This window comes from Sulfitobacter noctilucae, assembly GCF_000622365.1.
GTDB lineage: Bacteria > Pseudomonadota > Alphaproteobacteria > Rhodobacterales > Rhodobacteraceae > Sulfitobacter > Sulfitobacter noctilucae.
The window spans coordinates 1,613,507-1,631,870 of sequence record NZ_JASC01000014.1 but is presented as its reverse complement, the minus strand read 5'-3'; the positions used below and the strand labels follow the sequence as shown (position 1 = coordinate 1,631,870).

The following is an 18,364-nucleotide window of genomic DNA, read 5'->3' as shown; positions in this document are numbered from 1 at the left end:
CCCGGATATTACAGGAATAACCCAAGGGGCTCAGGCCCGTTCTCGGCGGGCCTTGGGATGAATTGGAAAAGATGACGTCTTCGACAAACCGCCCTGTTCCGGGCGAAGATATTGCAATCGTTGGCCTTTCGGTCAACGTCCCCGGTGCGGCCGGGGTGGATGCCTATTGGGCAAACCTGCGCGATGGCGTGGAATCGATCCGCCGGTTGTCAGAGGAAGAATTGCGGGCCGCAGGCGAAACAGCCCAGAACATGGCAGCGAAAAACTATGTTCCTGCGGCGGCACCGCTCGATGGCTTTGATACATTTGACGCGGATTTCTTTGGCTTTTCTCCCAAAGACGCTGCAATCCTTGACCCGCAACACCGCAAGTTTCTCGAAGTGGCGTGGGAAGCGATGGAACAGGCGGGCCATCCACCAGAAACCATTCCCGGCCCCATCGGCGTCTATGCGGGCTGCGGGATGGGCAGCTATTTCTATTTCAACATCTGCTCGAACCCCGATTTGGTGGATGATGTGGGCATGTTCCTGCTGCGCCACACTGGCAATGACAAGGATTTCCTGTCGACCCGCGTCAGCCATGTGTTCGATTTGAAGGGGCCGTCGATCAACCTTCAAACCGCCTGTTCCACATCTCTGGTCGCTATCCACTATGCCTGTCAGGCGTTGCGGGCGGGCGAGGTTGATATGGCCCTGGCCGGGGGTGTCACGATCGAGCTGCCGCAAGGGCGTGGCTATCAGTTCAAGGAAAACGAGATCCTGTCGCCGGATGGCCATTGCCACGCCTTTGACCACCGCGCGCAAGGGACGGTGTTCGGATCGGGGGCGGGAGCGGTTGCATTGCGGCGGTTGTCTGATGCGGTGGCCGATGGTGATCACATCTGGGCCGTGATCAAGGGCTCGGCCATCAATAACGATGGTGCGCAAAAAGCGGGCTATCTGGCGCCGTCCGTTGAGGGCCAGACACAGGCCATCGCCAAGGCGCTGGATGACGCAGGCGTCGCGGCACAGAGCATCGGCATGATCGAATGCCATGGCACCGGCACCTATCTCGGTGACCCGATCGAGGTGGCAGCCCTGACTGAAGCCTATCGCACCCAGACAGGCGCGGTTGATTTTTGCCGCATCGGATCAGTCAAAACCAACATCGGGCATCTGGACACCGCTGCTGGTGTGGCGGGGCTGGCCAAGGCCACGCTGGCGCTGCACCACGGGCAAATCCCGCCATCCCTGGGCTATGAATCGCCGAACCCCGCGATCCCGTTCGACGGCTCGCCGTTTCGGGTGAATGACCGGCTGACCGACTGGCAAGCCGGGCCAGAGCCGCGCCGCGCCGCGATCAATGCGCTGGGCGTGGGCGGCACCAACGCGCATATGATTTTGCAAGAAGCGCCCGAGCGCGCTGTATCAGAGGAAAGCGACTGGCCGTTCCAGCCATTGGTGATCTCGGCGGCGTCAAAATCCGCTCTCGATGCGAATACCGCTGCCCTCGTAGCACATCTGCGGGCACACCCCGATCAGCCACTGGCCGATGTGGCGCATACATTGAAAAACGGCCGCCGCGGCTTTGACAAACGTCGCGTTGTGGTGGCTGAAACAGCTACCGAGGCCGCCGACCTGCTGGAGCAGCATGACAGCCGCCGCGTCTTTACCCACGAGGCGCTGGGCGACAAACCCGAGGTGGTTTTCATGTTCCCGGGTGGCGGTGCGCAATATGCGGGCATGGCGCGGGATCTCTATGAAACGGAGCCGGAGTTCGCCGAGTGGATGGACCGGGGGCTGGATCATCTGGCACCTCAGCTTGACTATGACATCCGCGCGCTGTGGTTGCCCGACGAAGGGGCGTCCGATGAAGCCACGGAGCGGCTGAAAAGGCCTTCTGTTCAACTCCCGCTGATCGCGATTGTCGAATATGCGCTGGCCAAGCTCTGGATATCATGGGGCGTGCAGCCAACGGCGATGGTCGGCCACTCCATGGGCGAAAACGTCGCTGCCTGTCTTGCCGGTGTGATGACATTTGAAAACCTCATTGATCTGGTGCTCTTGCGCGGCAGGCTCTTTGACGAAGTGCCCGCAGGCGGCATGCTGTCGATCTCGGCGCCGCTCGATACGATCACGCCGCTGTTGGGCGATGATCTGGACATAGCCTCGGTCAACGCGCCCGAACTTATTGCCGTGTCCGGCCCGCAAGCGGCGCTTGACGCGATGGCTGCGCGGCTGGATGCAGCGGGGCTGGATCACCAGCGTATCGCCATCGACATTGCGGCACACAGCCGGATGCTGGCTTCGATCCTTGACCGCTACCGCGCATTCCTTGCCGGTCTTGATCTGCAAGCGCCGCAGATGCCCTTTGCCTCGAACCGCTCGGGCCAGATGATCACAGTGGAAGAAGCGACCGATCCCGATTACTGGGTTGGCCAGCTGCGCAACACGGTTAATTTCGCCGATTGTATCACCACCCTCAGCGCAGCGCGCAAGCGGGTGTACCTTGAGGTCGGACCGGGCAAGGCATTGTCGGCTCTCGCGCAGATGAGCGAGAGCGTTGCACCCGCGCAGGTGCTCTCGACCCTGCGCCATCCCGATCAGGACATCGCGGATGATATGTATTTCATGACCCAGATTGCGCGGCTCTGGGCTTGCGGGGTCAACGCCGATTGGAGCCAGATCTGGGGCGAGGCGCGGCGCAACCGCGTCGTGCTGCCGACTTACCAGTTCCAGCGGTCTAAGTATTTTATCGAGCCGGGCAAAGCAGTCCAGTCGGCAGAGCAGCCCGCGTTGACCCGTTTGCCGGATATGGAGGACTGGGGTGCTGCGCCCTCGTGGCGGCCCCGTTTTGCCGACACCGAAATCGACGTGACCGTTGATCTGGCCGACGCACCGCTCACTTGGTTGATCTTTGCAGATGACGCAGGGCTGGCCGGGCCAGTCATGTCGCGGCTGACGGATGCAGGTCATACTGTGATCCGTGTGCGGGCAGGCGATGCCTTTGCCCGGCTGAACGATCATACCTATACGCTGGCCCCGGAACAGGGGCGCGGTGGCTATGACCAACTGATTGCAGATCTGAAAGAACGGGGCCAAATGCCAGACCGCGTCGGGCATTTTTGGCTGACAGACGATCACATTGATCCGCGCCCCGGCTCTTCCGTGTTTGACCGCAATCTGGAACAGGGGTTCTGGAGCCTGACGTGGCTTGCCCAAGCGCTGTCCGAGACTGGTCTGAACGATCCGCTGCATCTTGTGGCTTTCACCGCCGGGGCTGCGCAGGTCCGTGACGAAGCTCTGCCCCATCCCGAAGAGGCGCTGATCGCAGGCCCCGTTGGTGTTTTCGCCCGGGAGTTGCCCGGTGTGACCTGCGCCCAGATTGATCTGGCCCCCGCAGAGCAAACCGCTCCGGCCAAGACAGGATGGTTCGCGAAAGCGAAGCCAGTGGGCTCAAGTAACGATATGCTTGCCGACCGACTGCTGGAAGAGCTGATGGCGACCCCTGCCAATATCGTGGCGGCGTACCGTGGCGAAAAACGGTTCGAGATGGGTTACCGCAGCCTGCCACTGGCGGCACCTGACGAAGGCGCGCTGCCTGCGTTCCGCGATGGTGGATGCTACCTGATCACAGGTGGCTTCGGCGGGATCGGCCAAACGCTGGCCGCCGATATTCTGCGCGAGCACAAGGCGACCGTGGTCTTGCTGAGCAGCAAGGCGCTGCCCGCCCGCGAGACGTGGCATGCTTATCTGACCCGTAATGGCACAGCTGACAAAACAGCCCGCCGCATCCGTGCCGCCCTGCGACTTGAAGACATTGCAAAGGCATCGGGGGGGCGCATCGAGGTCGCCGCAGCGGACGCCGCCAATCTTGCCCAGATGCGCCGTGTGATCACCAACCTGACTGATCGTGACGGCGGATTGACGGGCGTCATTCATGCCGCAGGCCGTCTGGACGATGCGCCGATGCTGGCCAAATCCGATGCGCAAATGGAAGCGGTTCTATCGCCGAAAGTGCAGGGCCTGCGGGTGCTGGATCAGCTTTTGTCGGATGGCACACTTGATTTCCTCGTGCTGTTCTCTTCAACCTCGACGGCAACGCGTTCGGCGGGTCAGACCGATTATGTCGCGGCAAACGCTTGGCTGAACGCCTATGCTGCTGCCCGCAGCCACGACAAAACCCGCGTGATTGCAGTGAACTGGGGCGTTTGGGCTGATGTAGGTATGGCCGCGAATGCCCTTGGTGGCGGGGCCAGTGACGTGCTGCCGCCCCGTGCGCTTGACGCGGCCTTGCTGAAACAGGTCGGCGCTGCTGCGGGTGGGCAGCCGGTGTTCACGGCACCGCTCGGCGCCAAAGACTGGGTGCTGGACCAGCACCGCACCAGCGATAACCGTGCGATCTTGCCGGGCACTGCCTATATCGAGGCGCTGGCCGAAGCGGCGACCGCGCAGGGTTTCAAGGGGTTCGAGATTCGCGACCTTTATTTCCTGCGGGCCATGCCGGTTGAAGAGGGAACATCGCGCGAAATGCGACTTTCTTTGCAGCCCGAAGGAAGTGGCTTCGTCGCTGAGCTGCGCAGTAATTGCAGCCTACAGGGCAAATCAGGCTGGCAACTGCATGCTCAAGCGGCGCTTGCACCTACGGCGGAAGCCCGTCCGGCACCGCTGGATCTCGCAGACATTACCGCACGCTGTGGCACCGCCCAAACCGCGGCGCAAGGTGAGCGTCTCCGGTCGCCTCAGGAAAAACATCTCAATTTCGGCCCCGCCTGGCATGTGCTGCGCGAAACCCGCATGGGCCAGGGCGAGGGCATCGCCACGCTTGCGCTCCCTGAAGCTGCCGACGACAGCCATGTGCTTCACCCCGGTTTGATGGATCTGGCCACCGGCTGGGCTGTCGCCCTTGCGCCTGATTACACCGACGCACACCTTTGGGTGCCGGTCTCCTACGGGTTGATCCGCGTCTACGCGCCTTTGCCTGCCGAGCTGCGATCCCACGTGCGGGTGCGCGATGCGGGGCAGGGCGCATTTGCCCGCTTTGATGTGACACTCACCGATCCGCAGGGCAATGTGCTGGTCGAGGTGTCGGACTTCGCCATGAAACGGCTGGACGAAGGGCTGGGGGAGAGTCCGCTGACCGCCGCCGAGGTCGTCTTTGATGATGCCGCCGAGACAGAAACCTCCCGCAGCCCCGCCGAAGAACGGCTGGCCTATCTGGTGTCGCAAGGTATTCGGGCCGACGAAGGGTTAGAGGCATTGCGCCGCGCGATGGCCATAAACCGACCGCAGGTCATAGTATCCTCATTGCCGATTGACGGTCTGATTGCACAGGCGAATGCGCCCGCAGAGGCCACTGTATCTGTGGGGCAAAGCTTTGAACGGCCTGATCTGGACGGCTCCTATGTTGCCCCGCGCAACGGTATCGAAGAGCGTTTGGCCGAGATCTGGCAGAACCTGCTGGGCGTTAGCCCCGTGGGGGTTGAGGACAGTTTCTTTGATCTGGGGGGCCATTCGCTGATCGCGGTGCGCCTATTTGCAACGGTGAAACGCGAGTTCAAAGTGGATTTCCCGATCTCGGTGTTGTTCGAGGCACCGACGATCGCAAAATGCGCCGCCTTGATCGCAGCCGAGACCGGCCAGACCGATGTGGCATCTGCTGAAGATACTGATGCGGTGCCCGTTCAGCGTCATGAATTCCTTGTGCCACTGAACCAGAGCGACCGCAGCAATGCAGCTCCGCTTTTTGTGGTGGCTGGCATGTTCGGCAATGTGCTGAACCTGCGTCATCTTGCGCTGCCGCTCAGCGATACGCGGCGGGTGTTTGGCGTGCAGGCGCGTGGTCTGATTGGCGACACGCCGCCGCACCGCGATGTAAGCGAAGCTGCCCAAGACTACCTTGCCGAGATCCGGCGCGTGCAGCCCGATGGTCCGTATCTGTTGGCGGGATATTCGGGCGGCGGCATCACGGCCTATGAAATGGCCCAGCAGTTGCGGGCTGCGGGCGAGGAAGTGGCGGCTCTTGTGTTGCTCGACACGCCACTGCCTGTGCGCCCGAGCCTTAGCCGTGCGGATAAGGCCTTGATCAAGCTGGCAGAGCTGCGCAGCAAGGGGCCGGGTTATCTGTTGGAGTGGGCGCGCAACCGTTGGGCCTGGGAAAAGGCGAAACGTGCAGGGACGCAAGATCAGATCGACACCGCCACAGGGGCCGAGTTCAACAATCTCGCGGTGCGCGATGCGTTCTTAGAGGCGGTAGGGTCTTACCAAACGCCTAATTGGGACGGCCCATTGACCTTGTTCCGCCCACCGCTTGACCGGCATTGGGCTGTGACTGGCGGGCAGTTTGTCAGCCGGGAAAAAGAATATGTGCTGGAGGACAACGACTGGCGCAAATTCGCCCCGCAGGTCGAGGTGATTGAAGTGCCGGGTGATCATGTCAGCATGGTGCTGGCCCCGAATGTCACGACGCTGTCGCATGAACTGGCCGAGGTGATTGCGCGCGGGTTGGACGGTGACGACATGGGAGCCGACTGGCGTCAGGCGACGGCTGCGGAATGAGCGGGACAAGCAACCCTTCGGTTCTGGTGATTGTGCTCAATTACCGCACGGCCAAGATGACGCTGCGTGCGGTAGAGGCCGCCCTGGTGGATATGCCGAGCGGGGCCGAACTGGTCATCGTGGACAACGCCTCTGCCGATGGCTCGGCGGAGGTTTTGGCCCAGGCAGTCACGGAACGCGGCTGGGATGCGCAAGGCCGCGTGCGGCTGATGCTGTCTCCGGTGAACGGCGGCTACGGCGCTGGCAATAACATCGGTCTGCGCAGTACGATGTCGGACGGCAGCGCGCCTGATTATTTCTACTTGCTGAACTCTGATGCCTTTCCCGATGCAGGCTGTTTGCCTGCGCTCGTCGCCCATCTTGAGGCAACGCCGAGTGCCGGACTTGTCGGCAGCCATGTGCGCGGCGAGGACGATGTGGCACATACCACGGCCTTCCGCTTCCCAACCATCGCCGGAGAATTCGAGGCGGCAGCACGCACCGGTCCGATCTCGCGTTTGCTGCGCGGCTCCATTATCGCGCCCGATCTGCCGCAAGCAACGACGCGGGTCGATTGGGTTGCCGGTGCCAGCGTGCTGATACGCGCGGCCATGCTGGATGAAGTGGGCCTGTTTGACGAAACCTTCTTTCTGTATTTCGAGGAAACCGACCTGATCCGTCGCGGTGCCGCGGCGGGGTGGGAGTGCTGGTATATGCCGGATGCAAAAGTTGTGCATATCGGTTCCGTGTCCACCGGCATGAAGGGTTGGGCGCGGGTGCCTGATTATTGGTTCGCCTCGCGCCAGCATTACTTTGTCAAAAACCACGGGCGAGCCTATGCTGCTGCGGCCCTCGCAGCCAAGCTGGCAGGTGGCGCGATCCACAATCTGCGCTCAATGCTCAGCGGCAGCGAGCGGCACGACCCACCCGGCTTTTACCGCGATCTGCTGCGCCACGGGTTTAGCCTATCGCGACCCGCTACCCCCAAGGCGCAGCCTGCCGTCCGCATTTCGGAGGAGAAACCATGACCGCCACATTCAATCCCAAAGGCATCACAGCCATCCTGATCGGCGACGAATCACTGACCATTGCCTGTGGTGATATGGTGCTTGCAGGCGGTCACAGCATCAGCGTGGTGGTGACACGCGACACCGCTGTGCGCGACTGGGCGGAAGGCAAGGGATTGCCTGTCCTGTCTGCGCCCCGTGATCTGCTTGCGGCGGATGTGGCGGCGGACTGGCTGCTTAGCATCGCAAACCTGCGGATGATTCCGGCAGATGTGCTGGCGTTGCCCGCCAAAGGGGCGATCAACTTCCACGATGGCCCTTTGCCGCGCTATGCGGGGCTGAACACGCCCGCTTGGGCCATCATAAACGGCGAAACGGTGCATGGCGTCAGTTGGCACATGATTGAAGGCGGCGTGGACGAAGGGGATCTGCTGGCGCAGGTCGAGGTGCCGATCGCCGCTGGCGAAACGGCATTGAGCCTGAATTCGAAATGCTATGCCGCAGGCATGGAGAGTTTCGGCGCAGTACTGGCGCAGCTCGAAGCGGGCGTGTTGGAACGGACGGCCCAGGACCTGAGCCAGCGCAGCTATTTCGCGCGGGATAAACGACCTTCAAACGGCGGATTGCTGGATTTTACGGCACCTGCTGAAGCGCTGGATGCGTTGGTGCGGGGCTTGGATTTCGGAGCATATGCCAATCCGCTCGGCTTACCGAAGGTCGCGCTGGGCGACCAGATTTTGGGCGTCGGTTCTCTTGCCATAGCGCCCGAGGTTACAGGTGCCGCAGGCGTCGTGCTGGCGGTTAGCGAGGGCAGCATCACGCTGGGCACCTCCACAGATGCCGTTACGCTTCAGGGGCTGACCGATTGCGCGGGGCAGGCGGTTGATCTGACGACGTTTGTGGCTCTCGGCGATGTGGTCATACCCAAGAGCTTTCCTGATTTGCCGGTAAACGACGAGGCTCACTGGCTTGGCAAACTGCTTGAGCATGCGCCGCTGACCCTGCCTATGATCAAAGCGGGCGGAACTGATGCGCTGCTGAAAAAATTCCCGCTCGCACTGCCGAAAGGCACTGAAACCACGCAGGGTGCCACCGCCGCTGTTTTGTCTTTGTTGCACAGCGCGGGCGTATCAACCGGGCGCATCGCAATCCAAAAGGGCTCTTCCCATCCGCTGGGCGCCGATTGGATGCCGCTGACCATTGTCGCCGAAGGCTCTGACGAGATTGCGACCAAGGTTGCCGAGATCGAAGCGCAGTTGAAGCGTATTGCAGACAGCGCAGGAATGGCCCGTGATCTGGTTCTGCGCCATCCCGATCTGGCGGATGATCCGGTACCGCAGGTGGCGCTTTCCCTTACAGATGACGCGCTCGCCGGTGCCGCTCTGACGGTTTGCCTGACGAACGAGGCGCATCTGGTTTATGACAGTACCCGGCTTAGCGCCGATGCTGCCGCGGTATTTGCAGCGCGGATTGATGCCGCCTGTGCGCGTGTGACAGATGCCGGAATCTGCGACGGGCTTTGGACCATGCCCGAAAGCGAAGAGCAGCGCGTGCTGCACGAATGGAATGCGACCGAGCGGGCCTATGATCGCCTCCCGATCCATGCTGCCTTTGAAGCGCAGGTTGTCCGCACGCCTCAGGCGACGGCGGTTGTTTTCGAAAATACCGAGCTCAGTTATGCCGAACTGGATGCACGCGCCAATCGGCTTGCCCATGTTTTGCGCGATGCAGGCACGGCACCGGGCACGCCCATCGGGCTTTATACCACGCGCAGACTTGATTTGCTGGTGGGGGCCTTGGGCATTCTCAAAGCGGGCGGAGCTTATGTTCCGCTCGATCCCGGATATCCGGCGGACCGCATCGCGCATTACATCACCGACAGCGCGGCCCCCATCATCGTGACGCAAAGCGCCATTTCGGGGCAATTACCGGCACATCAGGCGCAGGTCATCGCGCTGGACAGTGATCCGCGCATTGCGTCGGCTTCGGCAGACACACCCGCCGCCGCCGCGACGGCTGACGACCTTGCCTATCTGATCTATACCTCCGGCTCCACCGGCACTCCAAAAGGCGTGATGGTCAGTCATGGCAATGTGGCCAACTTCTTTGCGGGCATGGATGATCGGATCGACCATGCGGCAGGCTCGGTCTGGCTGGCTGTCACCTCGCTCAGCTTTGATATTTCGGTGCTCGAGCTGTTCTGGACCCTCGCACGCGGGTTCAAGCTGGTGCTGGCAGGCGACGAGAGCCGCACGATGGTGTCGAACGGGCCGGTTGCGCGGACGGGCGCAAAAATCGACTTCAATCTGATGTATTGGGGCAATGATGATGGGGTCGGCCCCAAAAAATATGAGCTGTTGCTGGAAGGCGCGAAGTTTGCCGATGCCAACGGTTTCAATGCTGTCTGGACGCCGGAGCGGCATTTTCACGCCTTCGGTGGTCCATACCCGAACCCGTCCGTGACCGGAGCTGCCGTGGCGGCGGTGACGCAAAACCTTGCTGTTCGGGCGGGGTCTTGCGTAGCACCCTTGCACCACCCCGCAAGGATTGCCGAAGAATGGGCGGTGATCGACAATCTGACCAACGGACGTGTTGGTCTTGCCATCGCCAGCGGCTGGCAGCCTGACGACTTTATCCTGCGACCCGAAAACACGCCGCCTGCAAATAAGCCGGCGATGTATACCGCCATCGACCAGTTGCGCCAACTGTGGCGCGGTGATGCGGTCGAATTTCCTAAGACAGATGGCACGATGCACGCCGTGGTGACCCAGCCACGCCCGGTCTCTGCCGAACTGCCTGTTTGGGTGACCACGGCAGGCAACCCGCAAACCTGGAAAGAGGCGGGGGAGATTGGCGCGAATGTACTGACGCACCTCCTGGGCCAATCGGTCGAGGAAGTCGGCGGCAAGATCAAGATTTACCACCAAGCCCTGCGCGACGCGGGGCATGATCCGGCGGATTTCACCGTAACGTTGATGCTGCACAGCTATCTTGCCGAGACTCGTGAGAAGTCCGAAAAGATCGCGCGCGGGCCGATGAAAGACTACCTGCGCTCGGCGGCGGCCCTGATTAAGCAATACGCTTGGGCTTTCCCTGCGTTCAAGCGGCCAGAGGGCACGGCAAACGCCTTTGATCTGGACCTTGAAGGGGTGTCGGAAGAGGAGCTCGATGCGATCCTTGAATTTGCGTTCCAACGTTATTTCAATGACAGCGGAATGTTCGGCACTGTGGCCGATGGCGTCGCAAGGGTCGAGGAACTGAAGAAAATCGGCGTGACCGAAGTGGCTTGCCTGATCGACTACGGCATTGATCCCGCTTTGGTCATGGAGGGGCTCACCCCGCTGGCCGAGGTGCTGAAACTGTCCAATCAGGAAGCTGTACTGGCACCGGATGATTTCTCGCTTGCCGCACAGATCGTGCGCCATGGCGTGACACACCTGCAATGTACCCCGTCGATGGCGCAGATGCTGGTCACAAATGAGGATGCCCGCACGGCGCTGGGCGGGATCAAGCATCTGATGGTGGGCGGCGAAGCACTGCCGGGATCGCTGGCGGTAGCGCTGCAGAACGCCACGCGTGCCTCCCTGCAGAACATGTACGGGCCGACAGAGACGACGATCTGGTCGACCACTCATATGGTTCGTGATGCCTCCGCTGCTACAGCTCCGGTGGGTATTCCGATTGCAAACACGCAGGTCTTCATTCTGGATGACAAGATGCGTCCGCAACCTATTGGCATTGAAGGGGAATTGTGGATCGGGGGCGATGGTGTCACGCAAGGCTATTGGCAGCGCGATACCCTGACCGATGAACGCTTTGTCGCCAATCCGTTTGGGGCTGGCAAGCTTTACCGCACGGGTGATCTGGCCAGCTGGGATGCCTCCGGCACGCTGCATTTTGCGGGCCGCGCCGATGCGCAGGTCAAGATACGCGGACACCGGATCGAGCTGGGCGAAATCGAAGCGCGCATGGCGGCTCTTTCAGGTGTTACGCAGGCCGTCGTCACCACGGTTGAGGCCTTTGGCGGCACCCAATTGGTGGGCTACGCAACGACCGATGGTGCCCCCCTTGATGCCGAGGCCACGCGCGCGGCTCTTGCTGAGGTTCTGCCAGATATCATGGTGCCCGGCTATTTCGTGACCGTCGACGCCATGCCATTGACGCCCAATAAAAAGATCGACCGCAAGGCGCTGCCTTTGCCCGAACGCCGCCGCACAGCACGGGCACCTGCGCCAGCCCTTGCTGCTGGCGGTACGCAGGCGGCCATTGCGCAGGTCTGGAGCGGTCTGCTGGGTCTGACCGACATCCGGGGCGAGGATAACTTTTTTGCACTTGGGGGCCATTCGCTGCTGGCCGTGCAGGCGCACCGCGACATCAAAGCCGCGCTTGGCACCGATAGTCTTTCGATCACTGACATCTTCCGCTTTCCTACATTGGAAGGGTTGGCAGGGCATATCGACACAGCGGGCGGGGCCGGTGCGCCTGCCGCACCTGTGGCCGAGGTACCGGACAAGTCCGAGACCATATCAAAACGCCGCGCGATGCGGGCCGGACGCAGCAAGGCAGGTGCGTAATGCAGATCAATCATCCTGATCGTCTGATCCAAACCCAAGCCGTGGTCGCACGGTTGTTTGACGGGGTCGCCCCGGTGGGCGTTGCTGTGACTGACCCGCGAGCGCCCCAACCGGCGCTGATCGGGAACGAAGCGGCACATCTGACCCGTGCTTTTCCTGCGCGAAAACGCGAATTTGCTGCTGGACGGGCCGCGGTGCGACAGGCGATGGCATCGCTTGATCTGCCACCCAAGCCTGTGCCGGCAGATGCCGACCGTGCACCCCTCTGGCCAGATGGACTGGCAGGCAGCATCTCTCACAGTACGTCTCTCTGTGCAGCGGTGGTGACTTGCGCCGGCATGTCGCTGGGCGTTGATCTTGAGGAAATTACCGATTTGGAGCCGGGGCTTTTGTCGTCCATTTGTTCGGATCAAGAGCTTGCGCGGATTGCGGGGCCGGACCAGTTGCGGCTGGCCAAGCTGATTTTCTCGACCAAAGAGGCGGTCTACAAAGCGCAATATCCGCTGACGGGTCTGTTGATTGGTTTTGACCATGTCGACATTGCACTCGACCTGCGACGCTTGGCCTTTACCGCGACATTTGTGAAACCTGCGGGGTGTTTTACAGTCGGAGACCAACTGCCGGGTCGGTTTGACGGGGTCGCAAATCATCTTGTCACCGCTGCTTGGGCTGATATCGCTGGGTAAAGTGGAGGCTCAGGCCATGTCTTCGATGACCAGACGTACAGCAATGGGGGTTCTTGCCCTAGCTGGGGCTTTCGGATCCTACACCTATTTCAAACGCCAACGCGGCATCAACGCAGCAGCTGCGCTTTATGCGGAGCCTTTGGCGGCACCCTCGGGTGTGCTTGATGTCTTTCATCTGGGCCATTCGCTGGTCGGCCGCGACATGCCTGCAATGCTGGCGCAATTGGCGGGGGCGGGGCATAGGTACGACAGCCAGTTGGGCTGGGGAGCCTCCTTGCGCGATCATTGGGAACCGGATGTGCCGGTGAACGGCTTTGCCGAGGAAAATGCGCACGACCGGTTCCGCCCCGCGAAAGAGGCGATTGGATCGGGGGACTACGATGCCGTTGTGCTGACCGAGATGGTCGAGATCACCGACGCCATCCGCTATCACGACAGTGCTGATTATCTGGCGCGTTGGGCGGGGCTCGCGTGGGAGGCAAATTCGCAAACCCGCATCTATCTTTATGAGACATGGCACCACACCGATGACAACGCAGGCTGGCTGGCGCGGGTCGACCGCGATCTACGCGACCATTGGCAGGGCGATATGAAATATCCGGCTCTTGTGATGGGCAAAGCACCGATCCATCTGATCCCGGCAGGGCAGGTCAAGGCGGCGTTTGTTCGTGCGGTTGCAGCGCAGGGCGGTCTGGATGGCGTGGCTTCGGTTGTTGATCTGATGGCGCGCAATGCAGACGGAACGGTGGACACGATCCATTTCAATGATCTAGGGGCCTATCTGGTCGCACTGACCCATTTTGCGGTGCTTTACCATCGCTCTCCCATGGGCTTGCCACATCAGTTAAATCGCGCGGATGGCACCGCGGCCCACGCCCCCAGCGCGGAGATGGCAGCCCTGATGCAACGCACCGTTTGGGAAGTCATTGCGCGCCACCCCGAAACCGGAGTGGCGGTATGAACCCGCTCTCAACCGTCTTTGCGGTCCTGATGGTGGGCCATAGCCTTTTTGGCACCACCGGGCCTTCGATGCTGGAGCAGGCTTTGCTGGCCGGCACCGGTGATGCGGCCGTGCAGGCGCAGATCACCAACGGAGCGCCGCTGAAATACAATTGGGACAATTCCGATAAGGCTGAGGGCGTCGATGCCCGCGCGGTTCTGCCAGAGGGCAAGATCAGCCATTTGATCCTGACCGAGGCGGTGCCGCTTGATAACCATGTCAGGTGGTCCGAGACGGATTTTTATGCGCAGGCTTTTGCGCGGCTCGCGATCACCGCCTATCCGCAGGCACAGGTTTATGTGCAGGAAACTTGGCACAGCCTGAAAAGCGGCACGGGCCAAGAGATCGAATACGATGACAAGGCCGATATCCCGTGGCGCGAAAGGCTGGATCAGGATTTGCCGGTCTGGGAAAAAATCGTTGCCGAAGTGGCAGCGGTGAACCGTTCGGACACCGCCAGGGTGGCGCTGATCCCCGCCGGGCAGGCGCTGGCGCGGCTGCATGACGAGATTGTAGCGGGGCAGGTGCCGGGGGTTGAAGGCATCGGTGCCTTTTTTGACGATGACATTCACCTCAACGATGCGGGCCATTACTTTGTCACCATGGTGCAATATGCGGTGCTGACGGGGTTGGACCCCTTGGGCCTGCCTGTTGATTTCAAAGACCCCTATGGCAAATCCTACGATACGCCTGACCCGGATCTGGCCCGGGAGTTACAGCGGATCGCATGGGAGGCGGTGCAGGCCTATGGCGGGGCGGCTGTTATGCCCGTGCCACCAGCGCAGGCCGCGCGCAAAGCCACCGCACCCGCAGCCCCCACTGGCCCGCCCAGCACACCTGCGCCCGATGTGGTGCGGGTGCCGGATGGGGCCGTTGCAGGGACAAACGCGGTGGCGATCGGGCTGGCCCCGGTCACCGATTGGGCCACGCAGATGCCGTTTGTTGACGTGATGAAAACCGCGCGGGAATGGATTGGTCACAAGCCCGGCCAATGGGGTGGCATGTCCCGCGATGAACTGGCGCAAGGCGGGTATCTGGACGCGCAGGGCTGGCCTTTGCAAATGCCTCCCGAACTCAGCAGCATCGGCACGCTGGTACTGACCGACATGCCAGAGGACGCGGTATCGCTGAAAGGGCGCTACCGGCTGAGCTTTGACGGCAAGGGCGTGATCGAAGTGACGGGCCGCGCGGAAAACGTGCGCTACGGGCGGGGCGAGGTCAGTTTTGATTACACCCCCGGTCCGGGCAGCGTGGACATCCGCATCCAGCGGATCAACCGGACCGATCCGCCTCACAACATCACCGTGGTTCATGGCGACAACCTGCGGCGGTTCGAGCAGGGTGCAATGTTCAACCCCGATTGGACTGCGCGGATTGGCCAGTTCCGCGCCCTGCGTTTTATGGACTGGATGGAGACCAACGGTTCCAAGTTGTCCCAATGGGCAGAACGGCCCAAGCCTGATGATGTGAGCTTTGCCCCCGGTGTGCCGGTGGAGGTGATGATCGCGCTCGCCAATGAACTGGAGAAAGATGCCTGGTTCAACATACCGCATCTTGCGGATGATGGCTTTGTGCGGGCCTTTGCCACGGCGGTGCGTGACGGCCTGGACCCCAAGCTGAAGGTCTATGCGGAATTCTCGAACGAGGTCTGGAACTGGCAATTCGCGCAGGCCCGCTGGGCCGAGGCGATGGGAATGGAGCGCTGGGGAGAAAAGGAAAAGTGGATGCAATTCTACGGGATGCGGGCGGCAGAAGTGGCACGCATCTGGTCCGAGGTTTTTGCCGGGCAAAAGGAGCGTCTGATCAATGTGATCTCAAGCCAGACAGGTTGGTTGGGCCTAGAAACCGAAGTACTGAACGCGCCGCTGGCAGTTGGCGAAGGAATGCCGCCTCCGGTCACGGCTTTTGATGCTTATGCGGTGACGGGCTATTTCGCGGGGGTGCTGGGTCTCGAAGACCGTGCGCCGATGGTTGATGCCTGGATTGCCGAGGGTCGGGATAAGGCGATCGCGCAGGCACGGGCCGACGGGTTGGAGGGCGCGGCGCTCGAAGCCTATGTTGCCGCACATCGTTTTGATCATGCTACAAGTCTGGCTGCGCGTGAGGTGCTGGATGGTGCCATCAGTGGCAACACGGCCGATACGCTCAGTGATCTGCTGGGGCGTGTCTGGCCGCATCATGCGAAAGTTGCGCGGGAAGCAGGGCTGGACCTGATTATGTACGAAGGCGGCACCCATGCGGTTGGCATTGGTCCTCGGGTCGACAACGCGGAGCTGACCGCTTTCCTGCATCACTTCAACTACTCGACCGAGATGGGCGAATTGTATGGCACTCTGCTGGAAGGCTGGCAGGCGGTGGGCGGGCAATTGTTCAACGCTTTCAACGATGTCTATAGCCCGACCAAATGGGGCTCTTGGGGCGCGTTACGCCATCTGGATGATGCCAATCCGCGCTGGGATGCTTTGGTGGCGTTTCAGTGAAAACCACCGTTTTGATTCCGGCCCACAATGAGGCCACCTATTTGCCTGCATGCCTAGATGCGCTTTTGGCCTCTGATCCGGTGGCGGATGGGGCAGAAGTGATCGTGATTGCGAACGGTTGCACAGATGACACGGCAGCGATTGCGCAGGGATTTGCTTCGCAGGCCAAGGCGGCGGGCTGGGGTTTGACGGTGCTTGACCTTTCAGACGGCGGCAAGCTGGGCGCGTGGAATGCGGGGGAGGCGGCCGCGCAGGGTGACGTGCTGATCTATCTTGACGCCGACGTTATTGTGTCACCTCAGGTGGTAACTCAGATCACGGCGGCGCTTGACACGCCGCGACCGCGATATGCGAGCGGGCGGCCCCATGTGACGGTGCCGGGAGGGGATGCGCTGACGCGGCATTACACGCGGTTCTGGCTGACGACGCCCTTCATGGTGCATGGCGTGCCGGGTTTCGGGGTCTTTGCAATGAACCGGGCAGGGCGCGCGCGATGGGGCGACTGGCCTGATATCATTTCGGACGACACCTTTGCGCGGCTTCAGTTCACGCCCGCCGAACGGCTGCGCGTGCCTGCGATATACGATTGGCCGATGATCGAAGGATTCACACGCTTGGTGCAGGTGCGCCGCCGTCAGGATGCGGGCGTGGCCGAGATTGCACGGCTTTACCCCGCGCTCATGGACAATGATGACCCCCATGACCGGACAGAGCCGGTCTGGCGGCGTGCGCTGCGTGATCCGGTGGCCTTTGCCGTTTTTGTGACAGTGCGTCTGGCGATCAAATTGCCGATCCTGCGCAGTAGTAATCGTTGGGTGCGCGGGAGATAAAAAGGCTTTAGTTCGGCTGGTCAAGCCACACTATTCGCGCATAAGCTGAGCAAGTTTCTCAGCCTCTTTATGCACGTCATGCCGCTCCAGAACACGGCTACGGGCCGCGTCGCCCATCTTTCGGAAATTGCTAAGGGGTGTCGCCGCCATGCGGTCCAGCGCGGCGGCAAGAGCGTGCACGTCGCCTGCGGGCACCATCCATCCGGATTTGCCCTCCTGCACCAATTCAGGCGTACCCGCGATATAGGTCGCGATCACCGGGCGGGCAGCGGCCATGGCTTCCATGACCACCATCGGCAGACCTTCGGCAAAGCTGGGCATCACAAGCGCATGAGCTGCGTCCAATTCGGCCTTGATGCGGTTCTCGTCGACCCAACCGGTCAGGGTGATCCGCTCAGCCAGACCCAGCTTGGCGATCAGACTTTCAATCTGGGGGCGCATCTCGCCGTCGCCGATCAGGGTCAGGTGCATGTCTTCTTCGGTCTCGCCCATGGCGCGGACCAAGGCAAGCTGGCCTTTTTGCTCTACCAGCCGTCCAATCGCGACGAGGCGGCGGGGGCCATCGGGCAGGGGCGCAGGCGTGCTGAATTTTTCGGGTTCAATGCCGCAGCGCACCACGGCAATCCGGTCCCAGTCGTCCGGGTCAGCCCAGCGGCACAGCTGCGAGCGGCCAAATTGGCTGATGCCGACGGTAAAGGCCGCGTGGTGCATCTTGGTCCCCAGCGATAAGGCTCGCGGCGCGTCGAATTCTTCGGGGCCGTGGACGGTAAAGCTGAACTTGGGTCCGCTCAGCATAGACGCCAGCATGGCGACCGCGGCGGCGTTGGTGCCGAAATGCGCATGGGCATGTACCACACCTTCTGCACGGCAGCGGGCGGCGACAAAGGCTGCCTCGGTCAGATAAACCAGATGCCGCAGCACGCTGGTCTCGGAGGCGCGTCCCATGGCGATGGCCGCCTTGGCCGCTTCGTAGAGTTTCGCCGGATCGGCCTTCAGCGCCTGAAGCGCGGCGGTTACCAGCGTACCTTTGCCCTCGGCCAGCACATATTCGGTCTTGTCCGCTTCGGCCCGGTCCTGCACATCTACCAACGGTGTGTCCGAGCGGCGCATGGCAAAGCGCAGCACTTCGTGCCCCTGCGCCTCAAGGGCCTGTATCTCGCGACGGATAAAGCTTTGCGAGGGCTGGGGATAGGTGTTCAGGATATAGGCAATCTTCACGGGGGCGTGTTCCAAATGTCTTGACGTTCATCAACTTGCGCCGGTCCGGCCCTT

The 18,364-nt window shown here is 61.6% G+C and carries 8 protein-coding genes; 7 read left to right on the top strand and 1 reads right to left on the bottom strand.

Features of this window, described 5'->3' with window-relative positions; genetic code table 11:
* Positions 1-71: 71 nt before the first annotated feature.
* From Z945_RS0118015 to Z945_RS19875, 7 genes are read left to right on the top strand one after another with little or no spacing between them, the layout of a single operon-like run.
* Positions 72-6,536, top strand: a complete 6,465-nt coding sequence (locus tag Z945_RS0118015; protein WP_025053487.1) for a type I polyketide synthase — start codon at positions 72-74, stop codon at positions 6,534-6,536.
* Entirely contained in the window at positions 6,533-7,543 is a 1,011-nt protein-coding gene (locus Z945_RS0118010) for a glycosyltransferase family 2 protein (protein ID WP_025053486.1), read from the top strand. Before Z945_RS0118015 ends, Z945_RS0118010 begins: the two co-directional genes overlap by 4 nt.
* Positions 7,540-12,096 (top strand): MupA/Atu3671 family FMN-dependent luciferase-like monooxygenase, encoded by a 4,557-nt coding sequence (locus tag Z945_RS0118005; protein WP_025053485.1) that lies wholly within the window; start codon positions 7,540-7,542, stop codon positions 12,094-12,096. Before Z945_RS0118010 ends, Z945_RS0118005 begins: the two co-directional genes overlap by 4 nt.
* Positions 12,096-12,782 (top strand): 4'-phosphopantetheinyl transferase family protein, encoded by a 687-nt coding sequence (locus Z945_RS0118000; protein ID WP_025053484.1) that lies wholly within the window; start codon positions 12,096-12,098, stop codon positions 12,780-12,782. Before Z945_RS0118005 ends, Z945_RS0118000 begins: the two co-directional genes overlap by 1 nt.
* 25 nt (positions 12,783-12,807) lie before the next feature.
* The gene (locus Z945_RS0117995) at positions 12,808-13,743 is read left to right on the top strand and encodes a hypothetical protein (RefSeq protein WP_241434527.1); all 936 of its coding nucleotides are present in this window, start codon (positions 12,808-12,810) and stop codon (positions 13,741-13,743) included.
* Entirely contained in the window at positions 13,740-16,262 is a 2,523-nt protein-coding gene (locus tag Z945_RS0117990) for a hypothetical protein (RefSeq protein WP_025053482.1), read from the top strand. Before Z945_RS0117995 ends, Z945_RS0117990 begins: the two co-directional genes overlap by 4 nt.
* Complete coding sequence (locus Z945_RS19875; RefSeq protein WP_241434526.1) at positions 16,259-17,092, top strand: glycosyltransferase family 2 protein; 834 nt, start codon at positions 16,259-16,261, stop codon at positions 17,090-17,092. Before Z945_RS0117990 ends, Z945_RS19875 begins: the two co-directional genes overlap by 4 nt.
* Positions 17,093-17,122: 30 nt before the next feature.
* Here the strand turns inward: Z945_RS19875 and Z945_RS19870 are convergent, their stop codons facing one another.
* Positions 17,123-18,310, bottom strand: a complete 1,188-nt coding sequence (locus Z945_RS19870) for a glycosyltransferase family 4 protein (RefSeq protein WP_037971153.1) — start codon at positions 18,308-18,310, stop codon at positions 17,123-17,125.
* Positions 18,311-18,364: the final 54 nt, after the last annotated feature.

Excerpts from the sequence above, each read along its gene's own strand:
- Z945_RS0118015 (WP_025053487.1), top strand. The coding sequence starts at position 72 with ATGACGTCTTCGACAAACCGCCCTGTTCCGGGCGAAGATATTGCAATC.
- Z945_RS0118010 (WP_025053486.1), top strand. The coding sequence starts at position 6,533 with ATGAGCGGGACAAGCAACCCTTCGGTTCTGGTGATTGTGCTCAATTAC.
- Z945_RS0118005 (WP_025053485.1), top strand. The coding sequence starts at position 7,540 with ATGACCGCCACATTCAATCCCAAAGGCATCACAGCCATCCTGATCGGC.
- Z945_RS0118000 (WP_025053484.1), top strand. The coding sequence starts at position 12,096 with ATGCAGATCAATCATCCTGATCGTCTGATCCAAACCCAAGCCGTGGTC.
- Z945_RS0117995 (WP_241434527.1), top strand. The coding sequence starts at position 12,808 with ATGACCAGACGTACAGCAATGGGGGTTCTTGCCCTAGCTGGGGCTTTC.
- Z945_RS0117990 (WP_025053482.1), top strand. The coding sequence starts at position 13,740 with ATGAACCCGCTCTCAACCGTCTTTGCGGTCCTGATGGTGGGCCATAGC.